General features: G+C 73.5%; 15 protein-coding genes and 1 pseudogene. 14 read left to right on the forward strand and 2 right to left on the reverse strand.

What is annotated here, in order from left to right; translation table 11 throughout:
* The first annotated feature begins 55 nt into the window (after positions 1-55).
* From gatB to AB0O11_RS07705, 10 genes are all read left to right on the forward strand, one after another.
* Positions 56-1567 carry an Asp-tRNA(Asn)/Glu-tRNA(Gln) amidotransferase subunit GatB gene (gene gatB / locus AB0O11_RS07660; protein WP_363382918.1) on the forward strand — a complete coding sequence of 504 codons (1512 nt, stop codon included), beginning with the start codon at positions 56-58 and terminating at the stop codon, positions 1565-1567.
* A gap of 312 nt (positions 1568-1879) precedes the next feature.
* Positions 1880-2038, forward strand: coding sequence for a hypothetical protein (locus AB0O11_RS07665; RefSeq protein WP_363382920.1), 159 nt, complete (start codon positions 1880-1882; stop codon positions 2036-2038).
* A 152-nt stretch (positions 2039-2190) separates the two neighbouring features.
* Complete coding sequence (locus AB0O11_RS07670; protein ID WP_363382922.1) at positions 2191-5241, forward strand: AAA family ATPase; 3051 nt, start codon at positions 2191-2193, stop codon at positions 5239-5241.
* A gap of 523 nt (positions 5242-5764) precedes the next feature.
* Entirely contained in the window at positions 5765-8677 is a 2913-nt protein-coding gene (locus AB0O11_RS07675; protein WP_363383003.1) for an EAL domain-containing protein, read from the forward strand.
* Between the two features lie 331 nt (positions 8678-9008).
* Positions 9009-10862: an acetolactate synthase large subunit gene (locus tag AB0O11_RS07680; RefSeq protein WP_363382925.1), complete on the forward strand. Its 1854-nt coding sequence runs from the start codon at positions 9009-9011 to the stop codon at positions 10860-10862.
* Between the two features lie 79 nt (positions 10863-10941).
* Positions 10942-11466, forward strand: coding sequence for an acetolactate synthase small subunit (gene ilvN / locus AB0O11_RS07685; RefSeq protein WP_049657946.1), 525 nt, complete (start codon positions 10942-10944; stop codon positions 11464-11466).
* A 155-nt stretch (positions 11467-11621) separates the two neighbouring features.
* Positions 11622-12620 (forward strand): ketol-acid reductoisomerase, encoded by a 999-nt coding sequence (gene ilvC, locus AB0O11_RS07690; protein WP_363382929.1) that lies wholly within the window; start codon positions 11622-11624, stop codon positions 12618-12620.
* A gap of 256 nt (positions 12621-12876) precedes the next feature.
* A complete protein-coding gene (serA, locus tag AB0O11_RS07695; RefSeq protein ID WP_363383005.1) occupies positions 12877-14463 on the forward strand; it encodes a phosphoglycerate dehydrogenase in 1587 nt (528 codons plus the stop codon).
* A 334-nt stretch (positions 14464-14797) separates the two neighbouring features.
* Positions 14798-14959: a hypothetical protein gene (locus AB0O11_RS07700; RefSeq protein ID WP_363382932.1), complete on the forward strand. Its 162-nt coding sequence runs from the start codon at positions 14798-14800 to the stop codon at positions 14957-14959.
* A 275-nt stretch (positions 14960-15234) separates the two neighbouring features.
* A complete protein-coding gene (locus AB0O11_RS07705; RefSeq protein WP_363382934.1) occupies positions 15235-18603 on the forward strand; it encodes a S8 family serine peptidase in 3369 nt (1122 codons plus the stop codon).
* Between the two features lie 49 nt (positions 18604-18652).
* Here AB0O11_RS07705 and AB0O11_RS07710 read toward each other — a convergent pair whose 3' ends face one another.
* Positions 18653-21220 (reverse strand): YfhO family protein, encoded by a 2568-nt coding sequence (locus AB0O11_RS07710; RefSeq protein ID WP_363382936.1) that lies wholly within the window; start codon positions 21218-21220, stop codon positions 18653-18655.
* A 156-nt stretch (positions 21221-21376) separates the two neighbouring features.
* On the opposite strand from AB0O11_RS07710, the gene AB0O11_RS07715 reads away from it, so the two are divergent.
* From AB0O11_RS07715 to cimA, 4 genes are all read left to right on the forward strand, one after another.
* Complete coding sequence (locus AB0O11_RS07715; protein WP_363382939.1) at positions 21377-21943, forward strand: Uma2 family endonuclease; 567 nt, start codon at positions 21377-21379, stop codon at positions 21941-21943.
* Between the two features lie 58 nt (positions 21944-22001).
* Entirely contained in the window at positions 22002-23039 is a 1038-nt protein-coding gene (locus tag AB0O11_RS07720; protein ID WP_363382942.1) for a 3-isopropylmalate dehydrogenase, read from the forward strand.
* Between the two features lie 247 nt (positions 23040-23286).
* On the forward strand, positions 23287-24399 hold the full coding sequence (locus tag AB0O11_RS07725) for a branched-chain amino acid aminotransferase (RefSeq protein WP_363382944.1): 1113 nt from the start codon (positions 23287-23289) through the stop codon (positions 24397-24399).
* 392 nt (positions 24400-24791) lie between these two features.
* On the forward strand, positions 24792-26396 hold the full coding sequence (gene cimA, locus AB0O11_RS07730) for a citramalate synthase (RefSeq protein WP_363382947.1): 1605 nt from the start codon (positions 24792-24794) through the stop codon (positions 26394-26396).
* A 67-nt stretch (positions 26397-26463) separates the two neighbouring features.
* On the opposite strand, the pseudogene AB0O11_RS07735 reads toward cimA, so the two are convergent.
* Positions 26464-26568: pseudogene (locus AB0O11_RS07735) on the reverse strand (ATP-binding protein); the annotation flags it as partial.

A 26568-nucleotide genomic window follows, 5' to 3' on the forward strand; every position in this document is an offset into this window, starting at 1 on the left:
GCGCGAGCGGGGGCCGGGCCCGTACCCCCCAAGTCTTTTTGAACGAAGGGACGCTGTGAGCGTCATGAACCTGGTCTCCTACGAGGACGCTCTCGCGTCGTACGACCCGGTGATGGGCCTTGAGGTCCACGTCGAGCTGGGTACCAAGACCAAGATGTTCTGCGGTTGCTCGACCGAGCTCGGTGCCGAGCCGAACAGCCAGACCTGCCCGACCTGTCTGGGCCTGCCGGGTTCGCTGCCGGTGGTCAACGCGATCGGCGTCGAGTCGGCCGTCAAGATCGGCCTGGCGCTGAACTGCGAGATCGCCGAGTGGTGCCGGTTCGCGCGGAAGAACTACTTCTACCCGGACATGCCCAAGAACTTCCAGACCTCGCAGTACGACGAGCCGATCGCCTTCAACGGCTACCTCGACGTGCAGCTGGAGGACGGCTCGACCTTCCGCGTGGAGATCGAGCGCGCCCACATGGAGGAGGACACCGGCAAGTCCAGCCACGTCGGCGGGGCCACCGGCCGCATCCACGGCGCCACCCACTCGCTGCTCGACTACAACCGGGCCGGCATCCCGCTGATCGAGATCGTCACCAAGCCGATCGTCGGCGCCGGTGAGCGCGCCCCCGAGGTCGCCAAGGCGTACGTCGCCGAGCTGCGCGAGGTGATCCGCTCGCTCGGCGTCTCCGAGGCCCGGATGGACAAGGGCCAGATGCGCTGCGACGTCAACCTGTCGCTGCGCCCGAACGGCACCGAGACCTTCGGCACCCGCTCGGAGACCAAGAACGTCAACTCGCTGCGCAGCGTGGAGCGGGCCGCCCGGTTCGAGATCCAGCGGCACGCCACCGTGCTGACCGACGGCGGCACCATCGTCCAGGAGACCCGCCACTTCCACGAGGACAACGGCACCACCACCTCGGGCCGGATCAAGGACAACGCCGAGGACTACCGCTACTTCCCCGAGCCGGACCTGGTGCCGGTGGCCCCCTCCCGCGAGTGGGTCGAGGAGCTGCGCGCCGCCCTGCCCGAGCTGCCGCGGGTGCGCCGCGCCCGGCTCCAGGCCGAGTGGGGCCTGTCCGACAAGGACATGCAGTCCGTCCTCAACGCCGGTGCGGTGGAGCTGATCCAGGAGACCATCGCGGCCGGCGCCCCGGCCGACCAGGCCCGCAAGTGGTGGCTGGGCGAGCTGGCCCGCCGCGCCAACGAGACCGGCACCGAGCTGAGCGAGCAGCCGATCACCCCGGCGCAGGTCGCCCGGGTCGCCGCGCTGGTCGCCGAGGGCAAGCTGAACGACAAGCTGGCCCGCCAGGTCATCGAGGGCGTGCTGGCCGGCGAGGGCGAGCCGGACGAGATCGTCGAGAAGCGCGGCCTGGCCGTGGTCTCGGACGACTCCGCGCTGGGCGCCGCCGTCGACCAGGCCATCGCCGAGAACGAGGCGATCGCCGCCAAGATCCGCGACGGCAAGGTCCAGGCCGTGGGCGCGCTGGTCGGTGCGGTCATGAAGGCCACCCGCGGCCAGGCCGACGCGGCCCGCGTCAAGGACCTGATCCTGGAGCGGCTTGCCGCGGAAGGACAGTGAGCACAGCCCGGAGAAGCCGGGCGTGTCCGCCTGAGGCACCGCTGAGGCGTCACCTAGGCTGTCAACCCTGTCTTCCTAAGGCGCCTAAGGCATCTAAGGCCCTCTAAGTAAGGCCTAAGGCCCGGTCTCACCTCTGTAATGAGGTGCGGCCGGGCCTTAAACCTTTTCCGGCGCCCGATCTGCGCCCGATCTAAGGCATCCGGGCCCCGGAAGATGCGGCAGGCTCCCGATGCGGCACCCCCCACTGGCAGAGGAAGCTCTTACTCGTCAGCGAAACGGCGAAACGCAGTGAGACCCGCAGGGGGAACCGAAATGATCGAGTACCAGACCTTCCAGCAAGAGGCCCACGAGCTCGTGGCCCGCGCCGAGCACGAGCGCCTGGTGCGCGAGGCCAAGGAGGCGCGCCGCCTGCGGCAGCGCCCGGTGGCCGCCCGCTTCCAGCGGCGCCCCGTGCGTCGGCCCGAATGCTGACGGTTCGGCACCAGGACGGTGCCGAAGGAGCTCCGGAGGGGGAGACGCTGCGAGTGAGCGTCTCCCCCTCCGGGCGTTCGGGCCCCGCACCCCGTTCGCGCTGGGAGATAACCCCTCGGCCGGTCCCCACCGGCTATGGCATGCTCGCCTCCATGCAGCAGACATCGGTCAGCCCCGTCTTCGTCGGCCGCGGCAGCGAGATCACCGAGCTGACCGACGCACTGCGCCGCGCGGGCACCGGCAGCCCGCAGGCCGTCCTGATCGGCGGCGAGGCGGGGGTCGGCAAGACCCGGCTGCTGGAGGAGTTCCTGGAGCGCGCCGCCGCGCAGGGGGCGGTCACCTCGCTCGGCAGCTGTCTGGAGGTCGGCGCCGAGGGCCTGCCGTACGCGCCGCTGGCCGCCGCGCTGCGACGACTGCACCGCTCGCTGGGCGCCGAACTGGAGGCCGCCGCGGCCGGCAGCGAAGGCCATCTCGCGCGGTTGCTCTCCGAGTTCGGCGAGGTGGACGGCGAACCCAACGACGAGTACAGCCGGGCCCGGCTGTTCGAGCACACCGCGAGGCTGTTCGAGCGGCTCGGCGCGGAGCGTACCCTCGTCCTCGCCGTCGAGGACCTGCACTGGTCCGACCGCTCCACCCGCGAGCTGCTCGCCTTCCTGGTGCGCACCCTGCACCGCTCCCGGGTGCTGCTGGTCGCCACCTACCGCACCGACGACCTGCACCGCCGGCACCCGCTGCGCCCCTTCCTGGCCGAACTCGAACGGCTGCGCACCGTGCAGCGGCTGGAGCTGGCGCGGTTCGACCGCCGCGAAGTGGCCGCCCAGCTGGCCGGCATCCTCGGCACCACCGCCCCCGACCGCCAGCTGGTGGACCGCATCCACCGCCGCTCGGAGGGGAACCCGTTCTTCGTCGAGGAGCTGGCCACCGCCTTCGAGGACGGCTTCGGCGCCGGGCTGACCGACTCGCTGCGGGACATCCTGCTGGTGCGGGTCGAGGGCCTGGACGAGGAGGCCCAGCGGGTGGTGCGGATCGCCGCCGAGGGAGGCTCGCACGTCGAACACGCCCTGCTGGCCGCCGTCCTGGACGACGACGAGGAGGCGCTGATCGAGGCGCTGCGGGCGGCCGTCGGCGCCAACATCCTGCGCCCGGACAGCGAGGGCGAGGGCTACCGGTTCCGCCACGCGCTGGTCCGCGAGGCGGTCTCGGACGACCTGCTGCCAGGCGAGCGGCACCGGATCAACCGCAGGTTCGCGCTCGCCGTGGAGGCCCAGCCGCAGCTGGTCCCCGGCGACGCACTGCCCGCCAGGCTGGCCAACTACTGGTACCACGCGCACGATCCGGCCCGCGCCCTGCCGACCGCCCTGGACGCCGCCCGCGCGGCCCGCCGCCGCAACGCCTTCGCCGAGCAACTCGGCATGCTGGAACGGGCCCTGGAACTGTGGGACCTGGTCTCCGAGGAGGTGCTGGCCCACACCCTGCGCCCGTACGACTGGGCCGAGACCTACCCGCCCGGCTCCTGCGACCACAGTGCCGCGGACGAGGACTGCGACCGGATCCAGCTGGTCGACGTGCTGGCCGAGGCGGTGGTCGCGGCCCGGCGCTGCGGCGACCGCGAGCGTGGCCTGAGCCTGGCCAAGCGCGGGCTGCGGCTGGTCGACGAGACGGAACACCCGGTGCGCGCGGCCTGGTTCCGGATCAACCGGGCCCGGATGCTCGGCAGCCTGCGCCGCTCCGGCGACGAGGAGGAGATCGCCCACGCGCTGCGGCTGGTGGAGCACCTGCCGCCGTCCGCCGTCCAGGCCGAGGTGCTGGCGCTCGGTGCCGGGACGGCGATGCTCAAGAAGCCCACCGCCGAGGCGATCGACCTGGCCGAGCGGGCGATCCGGATCGCCCAGGAGGTGGGCGCGCACTCGGTCGAGGTGCACGCCCGGATGACCCTCGGCGGCCTGCGCTACGACGTGCAGGGCGACGCCGAGGGCGGGCTGGCCGAGCTTGCCGGTGCGGTCGAGCGTGCCCGCCGGCTGGGCGTGCCCGACCTGCTGCTGCGCGGCATCAACAACCTGGCCAGCATGCAGCGCGGGCTGGGGCGGCCCGAGGACGCGGTCCGGCTGGCCCGGGAGGGCCTGGAGTTCGCGGACGGCAACGGCCTGCTGCGCAACATCGGCACCATCCTGACCGGCAACCTGGTCGAGGCGCTGACCGACCTCGGGCGGGTCCGGGAGGCCGCCGAGGTGCTCGCCGCCTGCGAGCTGACCAGTCTGAGCGGCACCCACGCCGAGTTCCTGGACCGGATGCGCGGCGAACTCGCCCTGCTCAAGGGGGACCTGCCGACCGCGGCGACCATGCTGGCGCAGGCCCGCTCGGCCAACCGGGTCGGCCAGGTCCAGCACAGCGTGCCGATCAGCCGCCTGGCGGTGCGGCTCGCGGCACTCGGGGGCCGGCCGCTGGAGGCCCGGGCCGAACTGCTTGCCGCGCTGGCGGACGACGGCCGGCCCGGCCACGAGTCCGACGTCTACCCGCTGCTGGCCGAGGGCGCCGCGGTGGAAGCGGACAGCCGGGGCCTGCCGCAGGCCGAGGCGGGCCGGCCCGGGGCGCTGGCCGCGATCGCCGCGGCCGCCGCCGAGTTGCGGCCCCGGGCGCCGCTGCACCACGGCTGGGCCCGGCTGCTGGAGGCCGAACTGGCCCGCGCCGAGGGCGCCGACACCCCGGAGCGGTGGGCCGCCGCGGTCGAGGCGCTGCGGCCGACCGGGCTGCCGTACCCGCTGGCGCTCGCCCTGCTGCGGGCCGGCGAGGCCGAGGTGCAGGCCGGGCGGCGCGAGGCCGGCGCCGAACTGCTGCGCGAGGCGGCCGAACTGGCGGCCGTCCGGAACGACAGGGTGCTCGGCGGGCAGATCGCCGCGCTGGCCGAGCGGGCCGGGCTGAGCCTCGCCCGGGCCGAGCGGACGGCCGCCGCCGCGGCGGTGCCGGCCCCGGCCGCGGGGGACTCCTTCAACCTCACCCCCCGTGAGCGGGACGTGCTCCGACTGCTCGCGCGCGGCTGGACCAACCGGCAGATCGCCGAGGAGCTGTACATCTCTCCGAAGACCGCGAGCGTGCACGTCTCCAACATCCTCGGCAAGCTCGCGGTCGGCGGCCGGGGCGAGGCGGCCGCGCTGGCGCACCGGCTGCGGCTGTTCCCGGACGACCTGGCCGCCTCGGGCCGCTGAACAGGGCTCCACCACGGCCCCGGGCCGGCTTCGGCCGGTCCGGGGCCGCTGTTCGTCCGTCCTGGCACCGGTGTTCGGGCGCCGCCACGTGCTCCCGTGCGCGCCGCGTGAGCCCCCGCCCGCGCGCCGCCGCGAACCGGGCCGATCCGTAGGAATCAGGGGCATTTCCCCACTCTTTCGCCATTACTCTAAGTTGAGTGTGCGTGTCATTGAGTGACGGAATTGGTGTAGGGTCCATTTTGGGAGCATCGGTACGGTGCGGCGACCGGCAGGCCGTCCGCCCCCTGGGCCGCCGTCCTGACGGGGCGCCAGGCCACCGCGCACGTCCGAGAGGTGCGCGGCCGGTGGTCCGTGGCCGGGGCGCGAGGCCCCGGGCCGGAGGGGGAGAGGCCGAGTGAGCTCCACCGAAACGGTGCTGCCCGGAACCGGGCGGCCGGGCGCGCCGCACACCGGCACGTCCGCCGCCGACGTGCCCGCACCCGCCCGCCGCAGCCCGCGGTGCCGGCTCCGGGACAGCCGCGCGCTGCCCGGGTTCGTCCTGGGCGGGCTCTGCCTGGCCTACGCCGCGGGCGCCGCCGCCGGCTGGGGATCGCGCCAACTGTCAGCCTTCATGGGCGACTTCGGGCTGGCCGCGGCGGCCCTGGCGGCCGCGCTGTCCTGCCTGGTGTACGGCCGTGCGGTCGGCGGTCACGCCCGCCCGGCCTGGCTGCTGTTCGGCCTCTCCTCGCTCATGGTCGCCTTCGGCAACGGCACCTGGGGCTGGTACGAGCTGGTCGTGCGCACCCCACTGCCCCGGGGCTCGCTCGCCGAGTACGCCTTCCTGCTGTTCGCCCCGCTCGCCATCACGGGCGTCCTGGTGCTGGCCCAGCACCCGCGCACGGCGGCCGGCTGGCTCTGCCTGATGCTCGACGGCTGGCTGATCGCCGGCTCGCTGTTCACCCTCAGCTGGAGCCTGGCGCTCGGCCGGATCGCGGCCGGCGAGGACTGCTCACCCCTGCGCCTGGCCCTCAACCTGGCCTACCCGGTGCTGGACATCCTGCTGGTCAGCCTGGTGGTCGGGCTGCGCTTCGGCGGTCGTGACGGCAACCGGGCGGCGGTGCACACCGCGATGCTGGCGCTCGCCGTCACCGTCACCTGCGACGCCCTGTTCACCTCCCCGGAGCTGCACAACACCTACCACTCGGGCGAACTGCTGGACGCCGGCTGGTTCTCCGGCAGTCTGCTGCTGGCCTGGGCGCCGTGGTCGCCGCGCTGGCGCCGTCCGCTGCGCGAGCACCCCTCGGCCGGCGGCCTGCCGCACCGCCGGGTGGCCACCACCTTCAGCGCGCTGACCCCGTACGCGGCCGCCGCGGTCTGCACCGCCGGAATCCTCTACAACGCCCTCGGCGGTCGGGAGTTGGACCGCGTGGTGGCCGCGGCGGCCTGCACCGTCGGGCTGGCGCTGATCCTCAGGCAGGGCGTGATGCTCCTCGACAACCTGTCGCTGGCCCAGGAACTCGCCCACAAGGAGGCGCACTTCCGCTCCCTGGTGCAGGGCTCCAGCGACGTCATCATGATCGCCGGCGCCAACGGAGTGCTCTCCTACGTCTCCCCGGCCGCGCTCGGCGTCTACGGGCGGGACCCGGAGGAACTGGTCGGCGGCAACCTGCTGGACCTGGTCCACCCCGAGGACGTCGACCGGGTGCTCTCCGAGGTCCGCCGCTACCTCGCCAGGGCCCGGCTCGCCACCCACCGCAGCCCAGGCACCGCCGAGCCCTCCGCCCGGGTCGAGTGCCGGATCAGCTCCGGCGCCGGCGAGTGGCTGCACGTCGAGTCCACCGTCAGCAGACACCGCGACGGCCTGCTGCTCAATAGCCGGGACGTCACCGAACGCGTCATGCTCCAGGCCCAGTTGCAGCACAACGCCTTCCACGACCCGCTCACCGACCTGCCCAACCGGGCGTTGTTCACCCAGCGGCTGCGGGCCACCCTCGGCTCCCGCGGCCAACAGGGCGAGCCGGGCGCCGGGATCGCGGTGCTCTTCCTCGACCTGGACGGCTTCAAGGCGGTCAACGACACCGCCGGGCACCAGGTCGGCGACGAACTGCTGGTGCAGGCCGCCCGCCGGCTCCAGGGCGCCGTCCGCTGCGGGGACACCGTCGCCCGGTTCGGCGGCGACGAGTTCGCCGCGCTGGTCTGCGGCCCGCTCGGCCGCCTCCAGGTCCAGGAGCTGGCCGAGCGGCTGCGCCTCGCGCTCTCCGAGCCGTACTGGATCGGCGGTGCCGAACTCGGCGTCGCCGCCAGCATCGGCATCGCCTTCGGCGCCCCCGAGCGCGGCCCGGCGGCCGACCCCAGGGTCGCCGCCGACGAGCTGATGCGCAACGCCGACCTCGCGATGTACCGGGCCAAGTCCGAGGGCAAGGGCCGGGTGGTGCTCTACACCCCCGCGATGCGGGCCGACCTGGAGCGCCGCACCGAGCTGGAGGAACGGCTGCGGCTGGCCGTCCGGGAAGGCGGCTTCACGCTGCTCCACCAGCCCGTGGTGGACCTCGGCAGCGGTGCGGTGACCGGCGTCGAGGCGCAGGCCCGCTGGCGCTCGGTGGGCGGCCTGCTGCTCACCCCGGCCGAGTTCCTGCGCTCGACCGAGCACGGCGACGCGGCCACCCGGTTCTCCCGCTGGCTGGTCCTGGAGGCGGTCAGCGCGGCCGTCGAGCGGCGCGGCCTGCCGGGCAGGGGCCGCGGCGTGCCGGAGCCCGTCCCGGTGGCCGTCCGGCTCTCCGTGGAGCGGCTCTGCTCGCCCGGCCTGTACGAGACGGTGGCCGCGGCGCTGCGCGACAGCGGACTGCCGGCCGACGAACTGGTGATCGAGGTGGCCCGGATGGGCCCGGACTCGCTCGCCGACGAACTCGGCCGCAGGCTCTCCGCGCTGCGCGGGCTCGGCGTCTCCACCTGGCTGGCCGGGTACGGCGCCGGCGGCGGCTCGCTCGGCGCCCTCGCCCGGCTGCCGCTGGACGGGCTCAAGCTGGACCGCACGCTCGTCCAGGACCTCGGCGAGTCCCCGCTCAGCCGCACCCTCGCCGGGCACGCGCTGCGGCTCGGCCGCGACCTCGGGATGGCCACCGCCGCCGAGGGGGTGGACCTGCCCCGGCAGGTCTCCGCGCTGCGGGAGCTGGGCTGCGGGCAGGCCCAGGGCTCGGCCTTCGCCCCGGCGCTGGACGAGCCCCGGCTGCGCCGGGCGCTGGCCTGCCGGGGCTACCCGCTGCCCGTGCAGGCGGGCCCGCTCCCGGCCCGCCGCCCGTACCCTCCCGACACTGGCGACACCCGGACGAGTGGCCGGACGGGCGCCACGCCGGGACGTGGCGCACATCACGAAGGCGGCTCTGACCTGCCCGGACACCGTGCCGTTACTGGTCCGTCGGGTGGTCCGCATGGCGAGACGGTCGTCCCACCTGCTTGACATGCCGCCCCGCACGGGAGGAAGGTCGTTGCCATGCGCACCCGAATTCTCGTACTTGGCGGGCGCGTCGGCTGAGTGGGCTCGTACGCCCTGCTCGTGACAGACCGACGCGCCACCCCTCGCATGCCCTTGGGCACGAGGGGTTTTTTGTTGCACTGACGCTGTTCCACCTCTGCAAGACCCCTGGCCCCGACCGCCCGAGCACGTCCGACTTGTCGGATCAAGCAGGACGATTGAGGCAGAGCCGGCGCTCGGCCCGGACCGGGACCCCACCCTCGCAGCACCGGGGCCCGCAGCACCGGGCCGGCAAAACCCGAGAAGAGACAGGCAGATGACTGAGCACGCCGCATCCCCCCGCCGCGGGGACAACCCGGCCGCCAACGCTCCCGCTCCCCAGCACGTCGTCGAGACCATGACCGGCGCCCAGTCGCTCATCCGCTCCCTGGAGGCCGTGGGCGCGGACACCGTCTTCGGCATTCCGGGCGGGGCCATCCTTCCCGCGTACGACCCCCTGATGGACTCCGTCAAGGTGCGCCACATCCTGGTCCGGCACGAGCAGGGCGCCGGTCACGCCGCCACCGGCTACGCCCAGGCCACCGGCCGGGTCGGGGTCTGCATGGCGACCTCCGGTCCGGGCGCGACCAACCTGGTCACCCCGATCGCCGACGCCTACATGGACTCGGTGCCGGTCGTCGCGATCACCGGTCAGGTCTCCTCGAAGGCGATCGGCACCGACGCCTTCCAGGAGGCGGACATCTGCGGCATCACGATGCCGATCACCAAGCACAACTACCTGGTCACCGACCCGGCCGAGATCCCGCGGGTGATCGCCGAGGCCTTCCACATCGCCGCCACCGGCCGCCCCGGCCCGGTCCTGGTCGACATCGCCAAGGACGCGCTCCAGGCGACCACCACCTTCCGCTGGCCGGTCGAGACCGCGCTGCCCGGCTACCGGCCGGTGACCAAGCCGCACGCCAAGCAGATCCGCGAGGCCGCGAAGATGCTGGTCGCCGCCAAGCGCCCGGTGCTGTACGTCGGCGGCGGCGTGCTCAAGGCGCAGGCCACCGCCGAGCTGCGGATCCTCGCCGAGCTGACCGGCGCCCCGGTCGTCACCACCCTGATGGCGCTCGGTGCCTTCCCGGACAGCCACCCGCAGCACCTGGGCATGCCCGGCATGCACGGCTCCGTCCCGGCCGTCACCGCGCTCCAGAAGTCCGACCTGCTGTTCACCCTCGGCGCCCGCTTCGACGACCGCGTCACCGGCAAGCTGGACGGCTTCGCCCCCAACGCCAAGGTCGTCCACGCCGACATCGACCCGGCCGAGATCGGCAAGAACCGCCCGGCGGACGTGCCGATCGTCGGCGACGCCCGCGAGGTGCTCGCCGACCTGATCGTCGCCGTCCAGGCCGAGTTCGACGCCGGCCACAAGGGCGACTACGCCGAGTGGTGGGAGCGGCTCGACGAGTGGAAGAAGACCTACCCGCTCGGCTACGAGCCGGCCCCGAACGGGCAGCTCTCGCCGCAGCAGGTCATCGAGCGGATCGGCCGGCTGGTCGGCCCCGAGGCGATCTACGCCGCGGGCGTGGGCCAGCACCAGATGTGGAGCTCGCAGTTCATCCGGTTCGAGAAGCCGGGCACCTGGCTCAACTCGGGCGGCGCCGGGACGATGGGCTACGCCGTCCCCGCGGCGATGGGCGCCAAGGCCGGCCGCCCGGAGAGCGCGGTCTGGGCCATCGACGGCGACGGCTGCTTCCAGATGACCAACCAGGAGCTGGTCACCTGCGCCCTGAACGACATCCCGATCAAGGTCGCGGTCATCAACAACGGCTCGCTGGGCATGGTCCGGCAGTGGCAGACGCTGTTCTACAACCAGCGCTACTCCAACACGGTGCTGCACTCCGGCCCCGGCCACGACGGCGTCGAGCCGCCGGCCCAGGGCACCCGGATCCCCGACTTCGTCCTGCTGGCCGAGGCGATGGGCTGCGTGGGCCTGCGCTGCGAGCGCCCCGAGGACCTCGACGCGGTCATCAAGCAGGCGATGGAGATCAACGACCGCCCGGTGGTCATCGACTTCATCGTCCACCAGGACGCCATGGTCTGGCCGATGGTCGCGGCCGGCACCAGCAACGACGAGATCCAGTTCGCCAAGGGCGTGCGCCCCGACTTCGGCGACGATCTCGACTGAGCCCCGCCCACCCGTCGCCCACCGCCACCCTTCCTGGGACCGGCTCCGCCGGACCCCTCTTGTGCGACTGAGGAATCCCATGTCCAAGCACACCCTCTCCGTCCTGGTCGAGAACAAGCCCGGCGTGCTCGCCCGCATCGCCGCGCTGTTCTCCCGTCGGGGTTTCAACATCGACTCCCTCGCCGTCGGCTCGACCGAGCACCCGGACGTGTCCCGGATGACGATCGTGGTCAACGTCGAGGACCTCCCGCTGGAACAGGTCACCAAGCAGCTCAACAAGCTCGTGAACGTGATAAAGATCGTCGAACTCGACCAGTCCGCTGCGATCCAGCGGGAACTGGTCCTGGTGAAGGTCCGCGCCGACAACGAGACCCGGTCGCAGATCGTCGAGATCGTCCAGCTGTTCCGTGCCAAGACCGTCGACGTGTCGCCCGAAGCGGTGACCATCGAGGCCACTGGCAGTTCGGACAAGCTGGAGGCCATGCTCCGGATGCTGGAGCCTTACGGCATCAAGGAGTTGGTCCAGTCCGGCCTGGTCGCCATCGGCCGCGGCGCGCGCTCCATCACGGACCGCTCGCTGCGCGCCCTGGACCGCAGCGCCTGACCGGCGCGTCTCTCTCTCCCCCCCGTCGCCCGCCACCGCCCTTCCAACGGCGCGCCGGCGCGCGGCACCTTTCGAGCAAAGACCCACACCCCTGCCGGTGCGAATACGGTGAGTACCGCGTACCCGGCAACCATCACGCAAGGAGATGTGCCCCCGTGGCCGAGCTGTTCTACGAAGACGACGCCGACCTGTCCATCATCCAGGGCCGCAAGGTCGCGGTCATCGGCTACGGCAGCCAGGGCCACGCCCACGCGCTGTCGCTGCGCGACTCCGGCGCGGACGTCCGGGTCGGCCTGAAGCCGGAGTCCACGTCCCGCGCCAAGGCGGAGGAGGCCGGCCTGCGCGTCGTCACCCCGGCCGAGGCGGCGGCCGAGGCCGACGTCATCATGATCCTGGTCCCGGACCCGATCCAGGCCGACGTCTACGCGGCCGACATCGCCCCGCACCTGAAGGCCGGCGACGCCCTGTTCTTCGGCCACGGCCTGAACATCCGCTACGGCTTCATCAAGCCCCCGGCGGACGTCGACGTCTGCATGGTCGCCCCGAAGGGCCCGGGCCACCTGGTCCGCCGCCAGTACGAGGAGGGCCGCGGCGTCCCCGCGATCGTCGCGGTCGAGCAGGACGCCTCGGGCAAGGCCTTCGACCTGGCGCTGTCGTACGCCAAGGGCCTGGGCGCCACCAAGGCCGGCGTCATCAAGACCACCTTCACCGAGGAGACCGAGACCGACCTGTTCGGCGAGCAGGCCGTCCTCTGCGGTGGCACCGCCGCGCTGGTGAAGGCCGGGTTCGAGACCCTGGTCGAGGCCGGCTACCAGCCGGAGATCGCCTACTTCGAGTGCCTGCACGAGCTGAAGCTCATCGTCGACCTGATGTACGAGGGCGGCCTGGAGAAGATGCGCTGGTCGGTCTCCGAGACCGCCGAGTGGGGCGACTACGTCACCGGCCCGCGGATCATCACCGACGCCACCAAGGCCGAGATGAAGAAGGTCCTCGCCGAGATCCAGGACGGCACCTTCGCCAACACCTGGATCGCCGAGTACAAGGCGGGTCTGCCCAAGTACAACGAGTACAAGAAGGCCGACGAGAACCACCTGCTGGAGACCACCGGCAAGAAGCTGCGCTCGCTGATGAGCTGGGTCAACGAGAAGGCCTGACCCTCCTCCGGGCCGTTTCCGGCTCCGAACCCGCCAGCGTCCGATTCTGTACGGCGCTTGTACAAGTAGGCTGCTCCCGTCCGGGTGATTTCGCCGGACGGGAGCAGCCCGCCACCTGGCCCGTCGATACACTCCGAGTGCGCGTCAGGCCCACAGCGTCGTGCGTCTACCTACGCGGCATGCCACCTTCCCCGCCCTCCACGCCACTTACGTGCCCGGGGAACCGGACAGTTAGGGACCCACTGTCGTGAGCACTGTGACATCCAAAACCGCCGTAGTTCTGATTGCCGAAGAGCTTTCGCCCGCCACCGTCGACGCCCTCGGCCCCGACTTCGAGATCCGCCACTGCAACGGCGCCGACCGCACCGAGCTGCTCACCGCGATCGCCGACGTCGACGCGATCCTGATCCGCTCCGCCACCAGGGTCGACGCCGAGGCGCTGGCCGTCGCCCGCCGGCTCAAGGTGGTCGCCCGGGCCGGTGTCGGCCTGGACAACGTGGACGTCGCCGCCGCCACCAAGGCCGGCGTGATGGTCGTCAACGCGCCGACCTCCAACATCGTCACCGCCGCCGAGCTCGCCTGCGGCCTGCTGATCTCCGTCGCCCGCAACATCGCCCCGGCCAACGCCGCGCTCAAGCAGGGCGAGTGGAAGCGCAACAAGTACACCGGCGTCGAGCTGAGCGAGAAGGTCCTCGGCGTGGTCGGCCTCGGCCGGATCGGCGTCCTGGTCGCCCAGCGGATGTCCGCGTTCGGGATGAAGATCGTCGCGTACGACCCCTACATCCAGGCCGCCCGCGCCGCGCAGATGGGCGTCAAGCTGGTCACCCTGGAGGAGTTGCTGGAGGTCTCGGACTTCATCACCGTCCACCTCCCCAAGACTCCGGAGACCATCGGCCTGATCGGCGACGAGGCGCTGCACAAGGTCAAGCCGACCGTGCGCATCGTGAACGCCGCCCGCGGCGGCATCGTGGACGAGGAGGCGCTCGCCGGCGCCCTGCGCGAGGGCCGGGTGGCCGGCGCCGGCCTGGACGTCTACGCCAAGGAGCCGTGCACCGACTCCCCGCTGTTCGCCTTCGACAACGTGGTCGCCACCCCGCACCTGGGCGCCTCCACCGACGAGGCGCAGGAGAAGGCCGGCATCGCGGTTGCCAGGTCGGTGCGCCTCGCGCTGGCCGGCGAGCTGGTGCCGGACGCGGTGAACGTCCAGGGCGGCGTGATCGCCGAGGACGTCCGCCCGGGCCTGCCGCTGGCCGAGAAGCTCGGCCGGATCTTCACCGCGCTGGCCGGCGAGGTGGCCGTCCGCCTCGACGTCGAGGTCCGCGGCGAGATCACCCAGCACGACGTGAAGGTGCTCGAACTGTCCGCGCTGAAGGGCGTGTTCGAGGACGTGGTGGCGGAGACGGTGTCCTACGTCAACGCCCCGCTGTTCGCCCAGGAGCGCGGCGTCGAGGTCCGCCTGACCACCTCCAGCGAGAGCCCCGAGCACCGCAACGTGATCACCGTCCGCGGAACGCTCGCGAACGGCGAGGAGATCGCCATCTCCGGCACGCTGGCCGGCCCCAAGCAGACCCAGAAGATCGTCGGCGTGGACGCCTTCGACGTGGACGTGGCGCTCACCGACCACATGGCCTTCTTCAAGTACGAGGACCGCCCCGGCGTGGTCGGCGTGCTCGGCCGCCACCTCGGCGACGCGGGCATCAACATCGCCGGCATGCAGGTCGCCCGCGACGGCGGCAGTGCGCTGGCCTCCATCACGGTGGACACCGAGATCCCGCAGGAGGTGCTGTCGGCCATCGCCACCGAGATCGGCGCCCGCTTCGCGCGCTCGGTCGACCTGGGCTGATCCTCCCGGCTCGTACAGGGCCCGGACCGCCGTTCGAACGGCGGTCCGGGCCCTGCCGCGTTCTCCCGGGTGACGCCCGTCTCAGATACTAGGAAATCCAAGTATTCGTGCAGACACGGCCGGGGCGTGGCCGTACCGTGGAAGGGCCGTACGGTGTGCCGCCCCTGTAGCCAGGGCGCGCGGCCCGTGTACGCGTGCGCCTTCACGAGCAGGCGATCCCTGCTCCGCGCATACCCTCCCGCCCGTCGTGCCGCCGCCCTTCCCGGGGCGCGCCGCGCGCGGCACCTCCTCCCTCCCGCGCTGTTCGCGCAGCGCCGCTTCCAAGGAGCCCGGTATGTCGCCGACCGCCGACCGTCACGCCACTTCCGCCCCCGCCGCCACCCCCGTCCGCGCCCCGCGCCGCCGCCGGGCCGCCGAGCGGAACCCCTTCGCCGCCGCCGCCCTGCAGCGCTCGCTGGACCGCCGGGACAACGGCGGCGTGACCGGCCATCACTGAGCGGGCGGCGCTGATCGGGCGGCGCTGAGCGGGCCTCACCGAACAGCGGGCCTTCGGACCGGGCTGCCGGTGGCGTTCATCCGCCGAATGGGCCGTACGGGTTGGCGGGACGTCACCCAGTAGAGTGCAACCTCGTTCCATCCGAGGGAAGTTGCTCGTCCCCGTCGGCGCGATCATCCTAATTTGGGGCCCTCGGAGGGGTGATCGACGTTCGCGTGGGCGGACGTCAGCGACACGGAGTGCGGATCAGTCCCCCTGCCGGGGGAGAGGGCCCAGTGCGTCTGCCACCCGTCCGCCGACCCGCCGCCCGGATCGGCCTCACCCTGGTCCTGCTGGCCGGAAGCGCCGTCCTCGCCGCCACCCCGGCGGCGGGCGGCCCGCCCGCCGCGGGACCTCCATCGGCGGGGCCACCCGCCGCCGGCTCGCCGGGGCCGGGCCGAACGGCCTCCGTCCTGCTCGAACTCACCACCGAGGCGGCCGGCCCCGCCTGGTGGCGCGCCGCCGACGGGGCCCGGCGGGCCCAGCGCTCCCCGGAGGCCGTCCGCCGGGAGGCCGCGCAGGCCGGCGCGGCCCAGCGGGCCCGGGCCGGGGACGCGCTCGACCTGCTCGCCGGGGCCGTCCGCCGGGCGGCACCCGCGGCCCGCGAGCTCTACCGCACCCGCACCGTGCTCGCCGGCCTCGCGGTCAGCGCGCCCGTCGACCGGCTGCCCGCGCTGCGGGCGCTGCCGGGCGTCCGGGCCGTCCACCCGATCGTCGCCAAGCGACGCGACAACGCCCACTCCGTCCCGCTGACCGGCGCCCCGCAGGTCTGGGCCGGCGACCCGGCGGCCGGCACCGGCCGGGGCATGCGGATCGGGATCATCGACAGTGGCATCGACTACACCCACGCCGACTTCGGCGGCCCCGGCACCGAGGAGGCGTTCCGCTCGGTCGAGCGCGGCAAGCCGGCGCCGGCCGCGCTGTTCCCGAACGCCAAGGTGGTCGGCGGCAAGGACCTGGTCGGCGACGACTACGACCCCGACGCGGCCTCCCCGCACCACCAGCCGGTGCCGCACCCCAGCGACAACCCGATCGACTGCGTGCGCAACGGGCACGGCACCCACGTGGCCGGCACCGCGGCCGGGTACGGCGTCACCGCCGACGGCCGCCCGTACAGCGGTCCGTACGGGCCCGGGCTCGACCCGGCCGGCTTCCGGATCGGCCCCGGAACCGCCCCGGACGCGCAGCTGTACGCGATCCGGGTGTTCGGCTGCGACGGCTCCACCGACCGGGTCACCGAGGCGCTCGACCTGGCCGCCGACCCGAACGGGGACGGCGACCTGAGCGACCGGCTGGACGTCGTCAACCTCTCGCTCGGCAGCCACTTCGGCAGCACCGACGACACCGACGCCCTGGCCGTCGACCGGCTCGCCGAGCTGGGCACCGTCGTCGTCGCGGCGGCGGGCAACGACGGCGACGTGTACGGCATCGGCGGCAGCCCCGGCACCGCCGCCCGGGCGATCACCGTCGCCGCCTCGGTGCACGGGCACGCAGACGTGGACGGCATCACCGTGCTCGCCCCCGCCGCGCAGGCCGGGGTCGTCCCGGCGCACTGGAGCGAGCGCTACCAGGGCTGGTCGACCGCCGACGTCAGCGGCGAACTCGCCCTGCCCGCCGACCAGTCGGACGGCTGCACCGGCTTCAGCGAGGCCGACCGGCAGCGGCTGAAGGGGCGGATCGCGCTGCTCGCCTGGCGCACCCGGGACGCCGACCGGGCCTGCAACTCCGGGCCGCGCGCCGGCCACGCCGCCGACGCGGGCGCGATCGGGGCGCTGTACGCCGCCGACTCCGACCACCTCGCCGAGATCTCCGGCAACGACCGCATCCCGGCCGCGCTGCTGGCCCACGCCGACGGCGAGCGGCTGCGTCAGGCCGCGGCGGCCGGGCCGGTGCAGGTCCGGCTCGCCGCGCCCGGCAACACGCTGCACGGCTCCGTCGCGCAGGACCAGCCGGCCCGGGTCGACACCCTGACCGACTTCACCTCGCGCGGCATCGGCGTGCCGGGCGTGGTCAAGCCCGACCTGGCGGCCCCCGGCGAGAGCATCTGGTCCTCGCTGGTCGGCAGCGGCACCGGCGGTCAGCGCGAGAGCGGCACCTCGATGGCCAGCCCGCACGTGGCCGGGCTCGCCGCGCTGGTCCGCGCCGCACACCCGGACTGGCCGGTCGAACAGGTCAAGGCCGCGTTGATGAACACCACCGTGGACACCTTCCTCGGCGACGGCCGCAGCGGGCCGGTCTACGGGCCCGAGCGCACCGGGGCCGGGCGGGTCCGGGTGGACCGGGCGGTCCGCACCCCCGCCGTCGCCTACGCGGCGGGGGAGGGCGCCGCGGAGGGCGCCGTCGGGGTCTCCTTCGGGCCGGTCGAGATGGCCGGGCCGACGGCGGTGGCCCGGGAGATCGAGGTGCGCAACACCTCGGGCGCACCGCTGACCTACCGCACCTCGTACGCGGCGGCGACCGAAGTCCCGGGCGCCTCGTACCAGGTGACGCCGGCCCGGGTGGACGTCCCGGCGGGCGGTACCGCGCGGGTGAGGGTGACGCTGTCCGTGCCCGGGGAGCTGGGGCGCGCGCCCGACCCGACCATCGCCACCGTGCAGGGCGACCGGGCCCGCAGCTACCGGGGCGAGCTCTCCGGCCGGGTGCTGCTCACACCGGTCGGGGACGCCCGGCTGCCGCAGCTGCGGGTCCCGGTGCTGGCCGCCCCGCAGCCGACCGGCGACCTCACGGCGACGGCCACCGTCCGCACCGCCCGGGACGGCACCCTGGTCGCCCTCGGCGGCCGGGCCGCGCCCGGCGGACAACCCGGGCTGGTCAGTGGCTTCGCACTCGGCGGCGTGGGGGTCCGCTGGCCCGACTGCCCGCCCGGCGGCAGCGGTGCGGCGGTCGTGCCGGGTGCGGGCATCCGGCCCGGGGGCGCGCGGGAGGAGACGGACCCGGCGCAGGAGGTCTGCGTCGAGCACCCCGGCGAGCGGTCCGCCGACCTGCGCGCGGCCGGTGCCGCCGTCGACTCCGAACTGCTGTACGTGGGAGCGCAGTTGTGGGCTCCCGCGGCCACCCCGGTGGGGCTGTACGGGGTGCGGGTGGCGCTGGACACCGACGGCGACGGCAGCACGGACGTCATCCTCAAGGCCGACCGGCTGCGCGGCAGCGATGTCCTGGTCTCCCGCGCCCTGGACGCCCGCACCGGCGCCGAACTGGACGTCCAGCCGCTCAACGCCCACTGGGGCGACACCGACACCGGGCTGCTGGACAGCGACGTCCTGGTGCTGCCCGTCCGGCTGAGCGCCCTGCGCGGCGTCGCGCCCGGGCACAGCACCGTCCGCTACGGCGTCTGGACCGGCTACACCGGGGGCGGTACGCCGGACGTGGCCGAGGCCCTCTCCGCCATCGGGCTGAGCGGCACCAGCCCGTCCGTCCCGCTGGACGTCCTGCACCCGGCGCTCACCGTACGGGTCGGCCTCACCGGGCCCGCCGCGGTGCCGGCCCCGGCCGGCCCGGGCACCGTCCTGGACGTGCACCGGGCGCAGGGCGACACCTCACGGCTCCTGCTGCTGTACCACCGCAACCGGGCCGACCGGCGGGCCCAGGTGCTCGACCTGCCGTGACCACCGGGCAGCGGGGCGGCCCACCGGGGACACCGGTGGGCCGCCCCCGTCACGTTCCGGCGGTCTGCGCCGCCCGGGGTCGGTCGCGGCGCGGGACGCGGGTGGGGCGCAGGGCGCGGGTGGGGCGGCGGGAGAGCCGGGCGAAGACGGCCACCAGGACGAGGACGGCGGCGGTGGCGGAGGCGACGCGGAGGCCCTCGGTGAGGCCGGGCGGGTGGAAAGCGCAGGCGATGCGGGAAGCGCCGTCGCCCAGGGGGACGCCGATCATGCCGAGCACGGAGGCGGGGGCGGTGCGGCGGCCGCCGTCCACCGCGCAGGTCCAGCCCTCGGTGGCGGGGACGGAGATCAGCGCGGTGCCGGTGGAACCCGCCGGGAGGGCCGCGGTGAGGGTGTGCCCGCCGGCCTCCACCCGGGTGGCGCCGGTCGCGGTGAGACGGGCGACGGCGGCCTCCAGGGCGCCGGCCCGCAGACAGCCGATCGGGCGGGCGGGGACCTGGCTCACCACGTCCGACCGCAGCGTCACCCGCACCACCCCGTCCGCCGGGACGGTTCCCAGCCGGTGGATCGGTACGGCGGTGGTGGGCTGCTCGCCGTCGCTGCGGTACCGGGTGCCGAGGCCGCTGACCGTGCCCCGGTACCAGACCCCGTGGAAGTAGGCCGTCCCGCCCGGGGTGCAGGCGGCGGTGAACACCGTGCCCTCCTCGCCGCCCGGCACCGACCAGCCGCTGGTGCCGTGCAGGGTGGGCGTCGGCCCGCCCGCCGGGACGGGCAGCGGGGCGTCGTACACCTGGCTGCCGAGCAACGACTCCTGCCGGGACCAGACCGAGGAGGTCTCCGGCCGGGCGCCCGGGAGCAGCACGGTGACCAGCGGCGGTGCGGCCGCCCGGACGGGGGTGGAGGCGCGCGGCGACGCACCGGGCTCGGCGCCGTCGGGGTGAGCGTCGTCGGGGCGAGTGTCGTCGAGATGGGTGTCGTCGAGATGGGTGTCGTCGAGGTGGGTGCGGACGCCGAACAGCGCCTGTCCGACCGGGTCGGTGACGCTCGCGGTCTGCCGTCCGCCGGCCGTCCAGCCCGCACCGAGGTCGTGCAGCAGCAGCGCGGTGACGGTCGGCAGGTAGCTGCTGTAGTAGCCGCCGCCCTGGCCGTTCAGCAGCAGCGGGTCGTTGGGGGTGAAGACGTGCTGGCCGGGGTCGCTGCGGCCGTTCGGCCAGTCCGCGGCCGCGCGCAGCACCGCGTGCCCGGCCCGGACGGCCGCCGGGGAGACGCGGTCGGAGGGGGCCGCGCCGAGCACCGCGTACCCGGACCAGACCGCGTTGCCCAGCACCGCGCCGCCGATCACCCAGGTGGCGAGGGTGTTCGCCCGGCGGTCGGGGTGCCGGCGGCACAGCAGCCACAGCGCGGCCGCCAGGACGGCCACGCCGACGCCCAGCAGCACCCAGGTGGCGGGGCGCACCGCGTGCCGGCCCGCGGCCAGGCCGGCGATCACCGCTACCACGGCGGCGCCGCCCAGCACGGTGAGCCGGTCCGGGCGGTGCGCCAGCGAGACCCAGCCGGCCAGCACCAGCAGCCCGCTGAGCACGAAGGCCACCCGGTACGGTCCGCCGACCGGGATCGCCAGGCCGTGCCAGACCAGCACGGTCGGGGTCCACACGAAGCCGGCCGCCACCACCGCCAGCGCCGCGCACCAGAGGGCGCGCTCGCGCAGCCGCACCCGCCGGTTGAACGGCAGCCCGCACACCACCAGCAGCCCGAAGACGCCGATCGCCACGTCCGGCAGCTGCTGCCCGCCGTGGGTGACGGGCAGCAGCCGGGCGAGGTGGGCGCCGACCCCGGACGGGCCGAGCGGCTCGACCGGGGACTCCGGCTGGGCCCGGCGGGCGGCCAGGACCGCGACGAACAGCACGGGGGAGGCGAGCAGCACCCCGGCGGTGGCCACGGTGACGGCCCGGCCGATGGCCCGGACCCGGTGGCGGAACGGGCACGGGGAGGCGAACAGCCGGACGGCGAACAGGAGTCCGGCCGCCAGGGTGGCCGACGCGGCGGTGTACAGGTTGCCCGCCCAGGCGAGCGCGACGCACAGCGCGCCGGCCACCCAGTGCCGCTCGCGCAGGCACCAGTCGGCGGCCAGGCCGAGCAGGGGCAGCGAGACCAGGCCCCAGAGCCACATCGGGGCGGCCCCGCCGACGTCCAGCACCCAGGCGCACAGCCCGTACCCGACGGCGGCGAGCGCCCGCAGCCGGCGCGGGCCGGGGTGCAGACGGCCGAGCAGCCGGGTCATCAGGGCGGTGCCGAGGCCGATGGTGGCCAGGGTGACCAGCAGGACGGCGAGCCGGCCCTGGTCGCGGGGGAGGAGCGCGGTGGGCCAGGAGAACGGATTCATCAGGTAGGCGAAGAAGTCCGCCAGGAACGGGGCGCCGTAGCCGCTGTTCCAGTTGACCAGCAGGTCCCCGGTGGCCTGCCCGTGCAGCAGGTCCCACAGGTGCGCGTGGTACGGGACGGCGACCGCCTCCGCGCCGGCCGGCCACTGCCCGCGCGCCGCCGTCGCCAGGCCGTACCCGCCCATCGCCAGCCCCGCCGCACCTCCGCAGACCAGCACCTCCCGCCGCCGCTCGCCCATCCGCACCCCGTTCCATCAGACCACTGCCGAACCTCGCCACCCTAAGCACGCCCCGGTGCACCCCGCGCCACCCGCGCTCCGTCGAAGGAGTGGCGCCCCAGGAAGCTTTGCCGAGTAGCCTGAGAGGGCCGTCAGGATGCCCGTATGGGAGGAACCATGAGCATCGCGCCGTACCCCGACTGGATTCGGCCTCCTGCTGGTGGCTACACCGCAGAGGATCTTGACCGGCTGCCTGATCTCCCGCCGCACACCGAGCTGCTCGACGGGAGCCTGATCTTCGTGAGTCCGCAGACCGCGTTTCACATGCGCACCCTCCGTAGGCTGGAACGCGCCCTGGAAGGTGCCGTGCCGGAGGGGTGGGACGTCTGGCGGGAGATGACGGTGCGGTTGGATCGTCGGAACCGTCCGGAACCGGACCTCCTCGTGGTCGACGAGCGAGGAGTCACCGGCCCGAAGCAGACCTTCTGCGATGCGGAGTACGTGCTGCTGGCGGTCGAGGTCGTCTCCGAGGAGTCCGTGGAGCGTGACCGGGACACCAAGCCTCGAAAGTACGCGGCTGCGGGGATCAGGCATTTCTGGCGGGTGGAGAGCGACGACGACGGAAAACCGGTCGTCTATGTCTATGAACTCGATCCCTCCACGCGCGGCTATGTGGTTGCGGGGATCTATCACAAGCAGCTGAAGGTCGACCAGCCGTTCGAGATCGAGATCGACCTGGCCTGACCGTCCGCATGGTGGACGCAAGATGTCAGCACCTGGGACGGCGGAGTAGGGTCCGAGCATGTCTCGCACCATTCGTCTCGCAGTTGTCCCCGGTGACGGCATCGGCCAGGAAGTGGTGGCCGAAGGCCTCAAGGTCCTGGGTGCCGCGCTTCCCGCCGACGTGAAGCTGGAGACCACCGAGTACGACCTCGGGGCCCGGCGCTACCACCGGACCGGCGAGACGCTGCCGGACGACGTGCTGGCGGAGCTGAAGTCGCACGACGCGATCCTGCTGGGCGCCATCGGCGACCCGAGCGTTCCCTCGGGCGTGCTGGAGCGGGGGCTGCTGCTCAAGCTGCGGTTCGCCTTCGACCACCACATCAACCTGCGTCCGGGCCGGCTCTTCCCCGGGGTGCAGTCCCCGCTGGGCGGTCAGCCGGAGATCGACTTCGTGGTCGTCCGCGAGGGCACCGAGGGCCCGTACGTCGGCAACGGCGGAACGCTGCGCACCGGGACGCCGCAGGAGGTGGCCACCGAGGTCAGCCTGAACACCGCGTACGGCATCGAGCGGGTGGTGCGCGACGCCTACCGCCGGGCGCAGGCGCGGCCGCGCAAGAAGCTCACCCTGGTGCACAAGAACAACGTGCTGGTGCACGCCGGGCACCTGTGGACGCGGATCTTCGCCGAGGTCGGCAAGGAGTTCCCCGAGGTCACCACCGACTACCTGCACGTCGACGCGGCGACCATCTTCTTCGTCACCCAGCCCGAGCGGTTCGACGTCATCGTCACCGACAACCTGTTCGGCGACATCCTGACCGACCTGGCCGCCGCCGTCACCGGCGGGATCGGCCTGGCCGCGAGCGGCAACATCAACCCGAGCGGCGAGTTCCCGTCCATGTTCGAGCCGGTGCACGGCTCGGCGCCGGACATCGCCGGCCAGGGCAAGGCCGACCCGACCGCCACCGTGTTGTCGGTCGCGATGCTGCTGGAGCACCTCGGCTTCGCCGCCGAGGCCGCCAAGGTCGAGGCCGCCGTCGCGGCGGACCTCTCCGAGCGCGCCGGCGCCCGCAGTACCTCCCAGGTCGGCGACGCGCTCGCCGCCCGAGTATCCGGCTGACGGGCCGGATCCGAGAGCGGAGTTCCGGCTGACGGGCCGGATCCGACAAGGTTTCCGGCCCGGCGGGCCGGACCGCATAACCGCAGCTTGCAGCCCTCGAAAAATGGGCGGACAGCTGTTCGGCACGGCCCCCTGGATGCGAGTATCGACAGTGGGTCGTGCCGCTGTGCGTCCGTTTCGGCGACTTCCGCCGAAACGTATCTGCAGCGGTGGCGGCCCGACCAACCCCACGGTGAAGGAAACAGCCATGAGCACGGCCACCCAGGCGCCCATCACGTTCGACCTCAAGCCCTCCGCCCAGCCCCTGCCCGCAGCGGAGCGCGAGGCCCGGCTGGCCAACCCCGGCTTCGGCCGGGTCTTCACCGACCACATGGTCACCATCCGCTGGACCGAGGGCGTGGGCTGGCACGACGCCCAGCTGGCGCCGTACGCGCCGCTGGAGATCGACCCGGCGAACATGACCCTGCACTACGGCCAGGCGATCTTCGAGGGCCTGAAGGCCTACCGCCAGGCCGACGGCTCCATCGCCACCTTCCGCCCGGAGGCCAACGCCGCCCGCTTCCAGGCCTCGGCCCGTCGCCTGGCCATGCCCGAGCTGCCGGTGGAGACCTTCGTCGAGGCCGTCGAGCTGCTGGTCCGCCAGGAGCAGGACTGGGTGCCGAACGAGCCGGAGCAGAGCCTCTACCTGCGCCCGTTCATGTTCGCCACCGAGGTCGGCCTGGGCGTCCGCCCGGCCAACTCCTACCTCTTCATGATCATCGCCTCGCCGGCCGGCGCCTACTTCCAGGGCGGCATCAAGCCGGTCTCGGTCTGGCTGTCCAAGGAGTACGTCCGGGCCGCCCCCGGCGGCACCGGCGCCGCGAAGTGCGCGGGCAACTACGCGGCCTCGCTGGTCGCCCAGGCCCAGGCCGCCGAGAAGGGCTGTGACCAGGTGGTCTGGCTCGACGCCGCCGAGCACCGGTGGGTCGAGGAGATGGGCGGCATGAACCTGTACTTCGTCTTCGGCGAGGGCAAGGACGCCAAGATCGTCACCCCGGAGCTGTCCGGCGCGCTGCTGCCCGGCATCACCCGTGACTCGCTGCTCCAGCTGGCCGCCGACCTGGGCTACGCGGTCGAGGAGCGCCGGATCTCCACCGACGAGTGGCAGCAGGGCAACGCCGACGGCACCCTCACCGAGGTCTTCGCCTGCGGCACCGCCGCCGTCATCACCCCGGTCGGCTCGGTGAAGTCCGCCGCCGCCGACTGGACGGTCGGCACCGGCGAGCCCGGCCCGGTCACCATGGAGCTGCGCAAGGCCCTGCTGTCGATCCAGGGCGGCCAGACCCCGGACACCCACCACTGGCTGCACAAGATCGTCTGATCGTCGCACCCCGGTCCGGCCCCGTCCGGCCCCGTCCGACTCCCTTTGCCGCGTCCCGGCCCGCCCGTCCCGCATCGCGAGACGGGCGGGCCGGATGCCGGGCGGCTGTGCCAGACTGCAAGCGTGTCCTCGCTTTCGCTGATTATTGGCAGCAGGCGCGCCGGTCCGCAGTGACCGCTTCCCGCACGACCCGATGCGGAGCGACCACGAGCGTCCAGACCCGCGCGCAGACCTCTCGCACCCGCGAGGGGTCTTTTTGTTTCCCCGGACCGGCCGAGGGCCCTCACAAGGGGCCCGGGGACACCGGGACCGCGCGCGGGATCATGGACAGTGGAGCCGGGACAAGTCCGGCAGAGCAGTACCTACCTCCCCGAAACGGAGAACCAGGGGTCATGACCGAGGTCACCCGTACCGACGACAGTTTCCACGTGTTCGACACCACGCTGCGCGACGGAGCACAGCGGGAGGGCATCAACCTGACGGTGGCGGACAAGCTCGCCATCGCCCGGTACCTGGACGAGTTCGGGGTCGGCTTCATCGAAGGCGGCTGGCCCGGGGCCAACCCGCGCGACACCGAGTTCTTCGCCCGCGCCGCCACGGAGCTGGAGCTGGAGCACGCCCAGCTGGTCGCCTTCGGTGCCACCCGCCGGGCCGGCGGCAAGGCGGCGGAGGACCCGCAGCTGGCCGCGCTGGTCGCCTCCGGTGCCCCGGTGATCACCCTGGTGGCCAAGGCGCACGACCGGCACGTGGAGCTCGCGCTGCGCACCACCCTGGACGAGAACCTGGAGATGGTCCGGGACAGCGTCGAGTTCCTGCGCTCCCAGGGCCGGCGGGTGTTCATCGACTGCGAGCACTTCTTCGACGGCTACAAGGCGAACCCCGAGTACGCCGTGTCGGTGGTCCGCACCGCGTACGAGGCCGGTGCGGACGTGGTGGTGCTCTGCGACACCAACGGCGGGATGCTGCCGGCCGGCGTCCGGGAGGCCGTCGCCGACGTGCTGGCCAGGACGGGTGCCCGGCTCGGCATCCACGCCCAGGACGACACCGGCTGCGCGGTGGCCAACACCCTGGCCGCGGTGGACGCCGGCGCGACCCACGTGCAGTGCACCGCCAACGGCTACGGCGAGCGGGTCGGCAACGCCAACCTGTTCCCGGTGGTCGGCGCGCTGGAGATCAAGTACGACCGCCGGGTGCTGCCCGCGGGCCGGCTGGCCGAGATGACCCGGATCTCGCACGCGATCGCCGAGCTGGTCAACCTGACGCCCTCCACCCACCAGCCGTACGTCGGCTTCTCGGCCTTCGCCCACAAGGCGGGCCTGCACGCCTCCGCGATCAAGGTCGACCCGGACCTGTACCAGCACATCGACCCGGAGCGGGTCGGCAACACCATGCGGATGCTGGTCTCCGACATGGCCGGCCGGGCCTCCGTCGAGCTCAAGGGCAGGGAGCTCGGCTACGACCTCTCCAGCGACCGGGACCTGGCCGGCCGGGTGGTGGCCAAGGTGAAGCAGCAGGAGAACCTCGGCTACACCTACGAGTCCGCCGACGCCTCCTTCGAGCTGCTGCTGCGCGACGAGGTGCGCGGCAGCCGGGACCGCTTCTACACCCTGGAGTCCTGGCGGACCATCAGCGAACAGGGCCCGAAGGGCTTCACGGGCAACGAGGCCACCGTCAAGCTGTGGGCCAAGGGCGAGCGCCGGATCGCCACCGGTGAGGGCAACGGCCCGGTCAACGCGCTGGACCAGGCGCTGCGCGCGGCCCTGGAGGGCATCTACCCGCCGCTGGCGACCTTCGAGCTGGTGGACTACAAGGTCCGCATCCTGGAGGGCCAGCACGGCACCGGCTCCAAGACCCGGGTGCTGATCGAGTCCACCGACGGCGCCGCCAGCTGGTCGACGGTGGGCGTGGCCGACAACGTGGTCGCCGCCTCCTGGCTGGCGCTGGAGGACGCGTACACCTACGGCCTGATCCGGGCCGGCCTGGAGCCCGCCGAGTAACCGGTCCCCGGAACGCCCGTGGCCCGTCGGACTTCGTGTGAAGTCCGACGGGCCACCTGCGTCCGGGTCACCGCAGTCGAGCCAGCAGGGCGTGTTCGACGAGGGTGATGAGGGCGCTCTTGGCGCTGTCGCGGCGGCGGGCGTCGAGGGTGATGACGGGGGTGTCGGTGCC

The sequence above is a fragment of the Kitasatospora sp. NPDC093102 genome (assembly GCF_040683915.1).
Taxonomy (GTDB): domain Bacteria; phylum Actinomycetota; class Actinomycetes; order Streptomycetales; family Streptomycetaceae; genus Kitasatospora.

Bases quoted from the DNA above. Each gene is read 5' to 3' on its own strand.
- AB0O11_RS07665 (WP_363382920.1), top strand. From the start codon at position 1,880: ATGATCGAGTACCAGACCTTCCAGCAAGAGGCCCACGAGCTCGTGGCC.
- AB0O11_RS07670 (WP_363382922.1), top strand. From the start codon at position 2,191: ATGCAGCAGACATCGGTCAGCCCCGTCTTCGTCGGCCGCGGCAGCGAG.
- AB0O11_RS07680 (WP_363382925.1), top strand. From the start codon at position 9,009: ATGACTGAGCACGCCGCATCCCCCCGCCGCGGGGACAACCCGGCCGCC.
- ilvN (WP_049657946.1), top strand. From the start codon at position 10,942: ATGTCCAAGCACACCCTCTCCGTCCTGGTCGAGAACAAGCCCGGCGTG.
- AB0O11_RS07700 (WP_363382932.1), top strand. From the start codon at position 14,798: ATGTCGCCGACCGCCGACCGTCACGCCACTTCCGCCCCCGCCGCCACC.
- AB0O11_RS07710 (WP_363382936.1), bottom strand. From the start codon at position 21,220: ATGGGCGAGCGGCGGCGGGAGGTGCTGGTCTGCGGAGGTGCGGCGGGG.
- AB0O11_RS07715 (WP_363382939.1), top strand. From the start codon at position 21,377: ATGAGCATCGCGCCGTACCCCGACTGGATTCGGCCTCCTGCTGGTGGC.
- AB0O11_RS07720 (WP_363382942.1), top strand. From the start codon at position 22,002: ATGTCTCGCACCATTCGTCTCGCAGTTGTCCCCGGTGACGGCATCGGC.
- AB0O11_RS07725 (WP_363382944.1), top strand. From the start codon at position 23,287: ATGAGCACGGCCACCCAGGCGCCCATCACGTTCGACCTCAAGCCCTCC.
- cimA (WP_363382947.1), top strand. From the start codon at position 24,792: ATGACCGAGGTCACCCGTACCGACGACAGTTTCCACGTGTTCGACACC.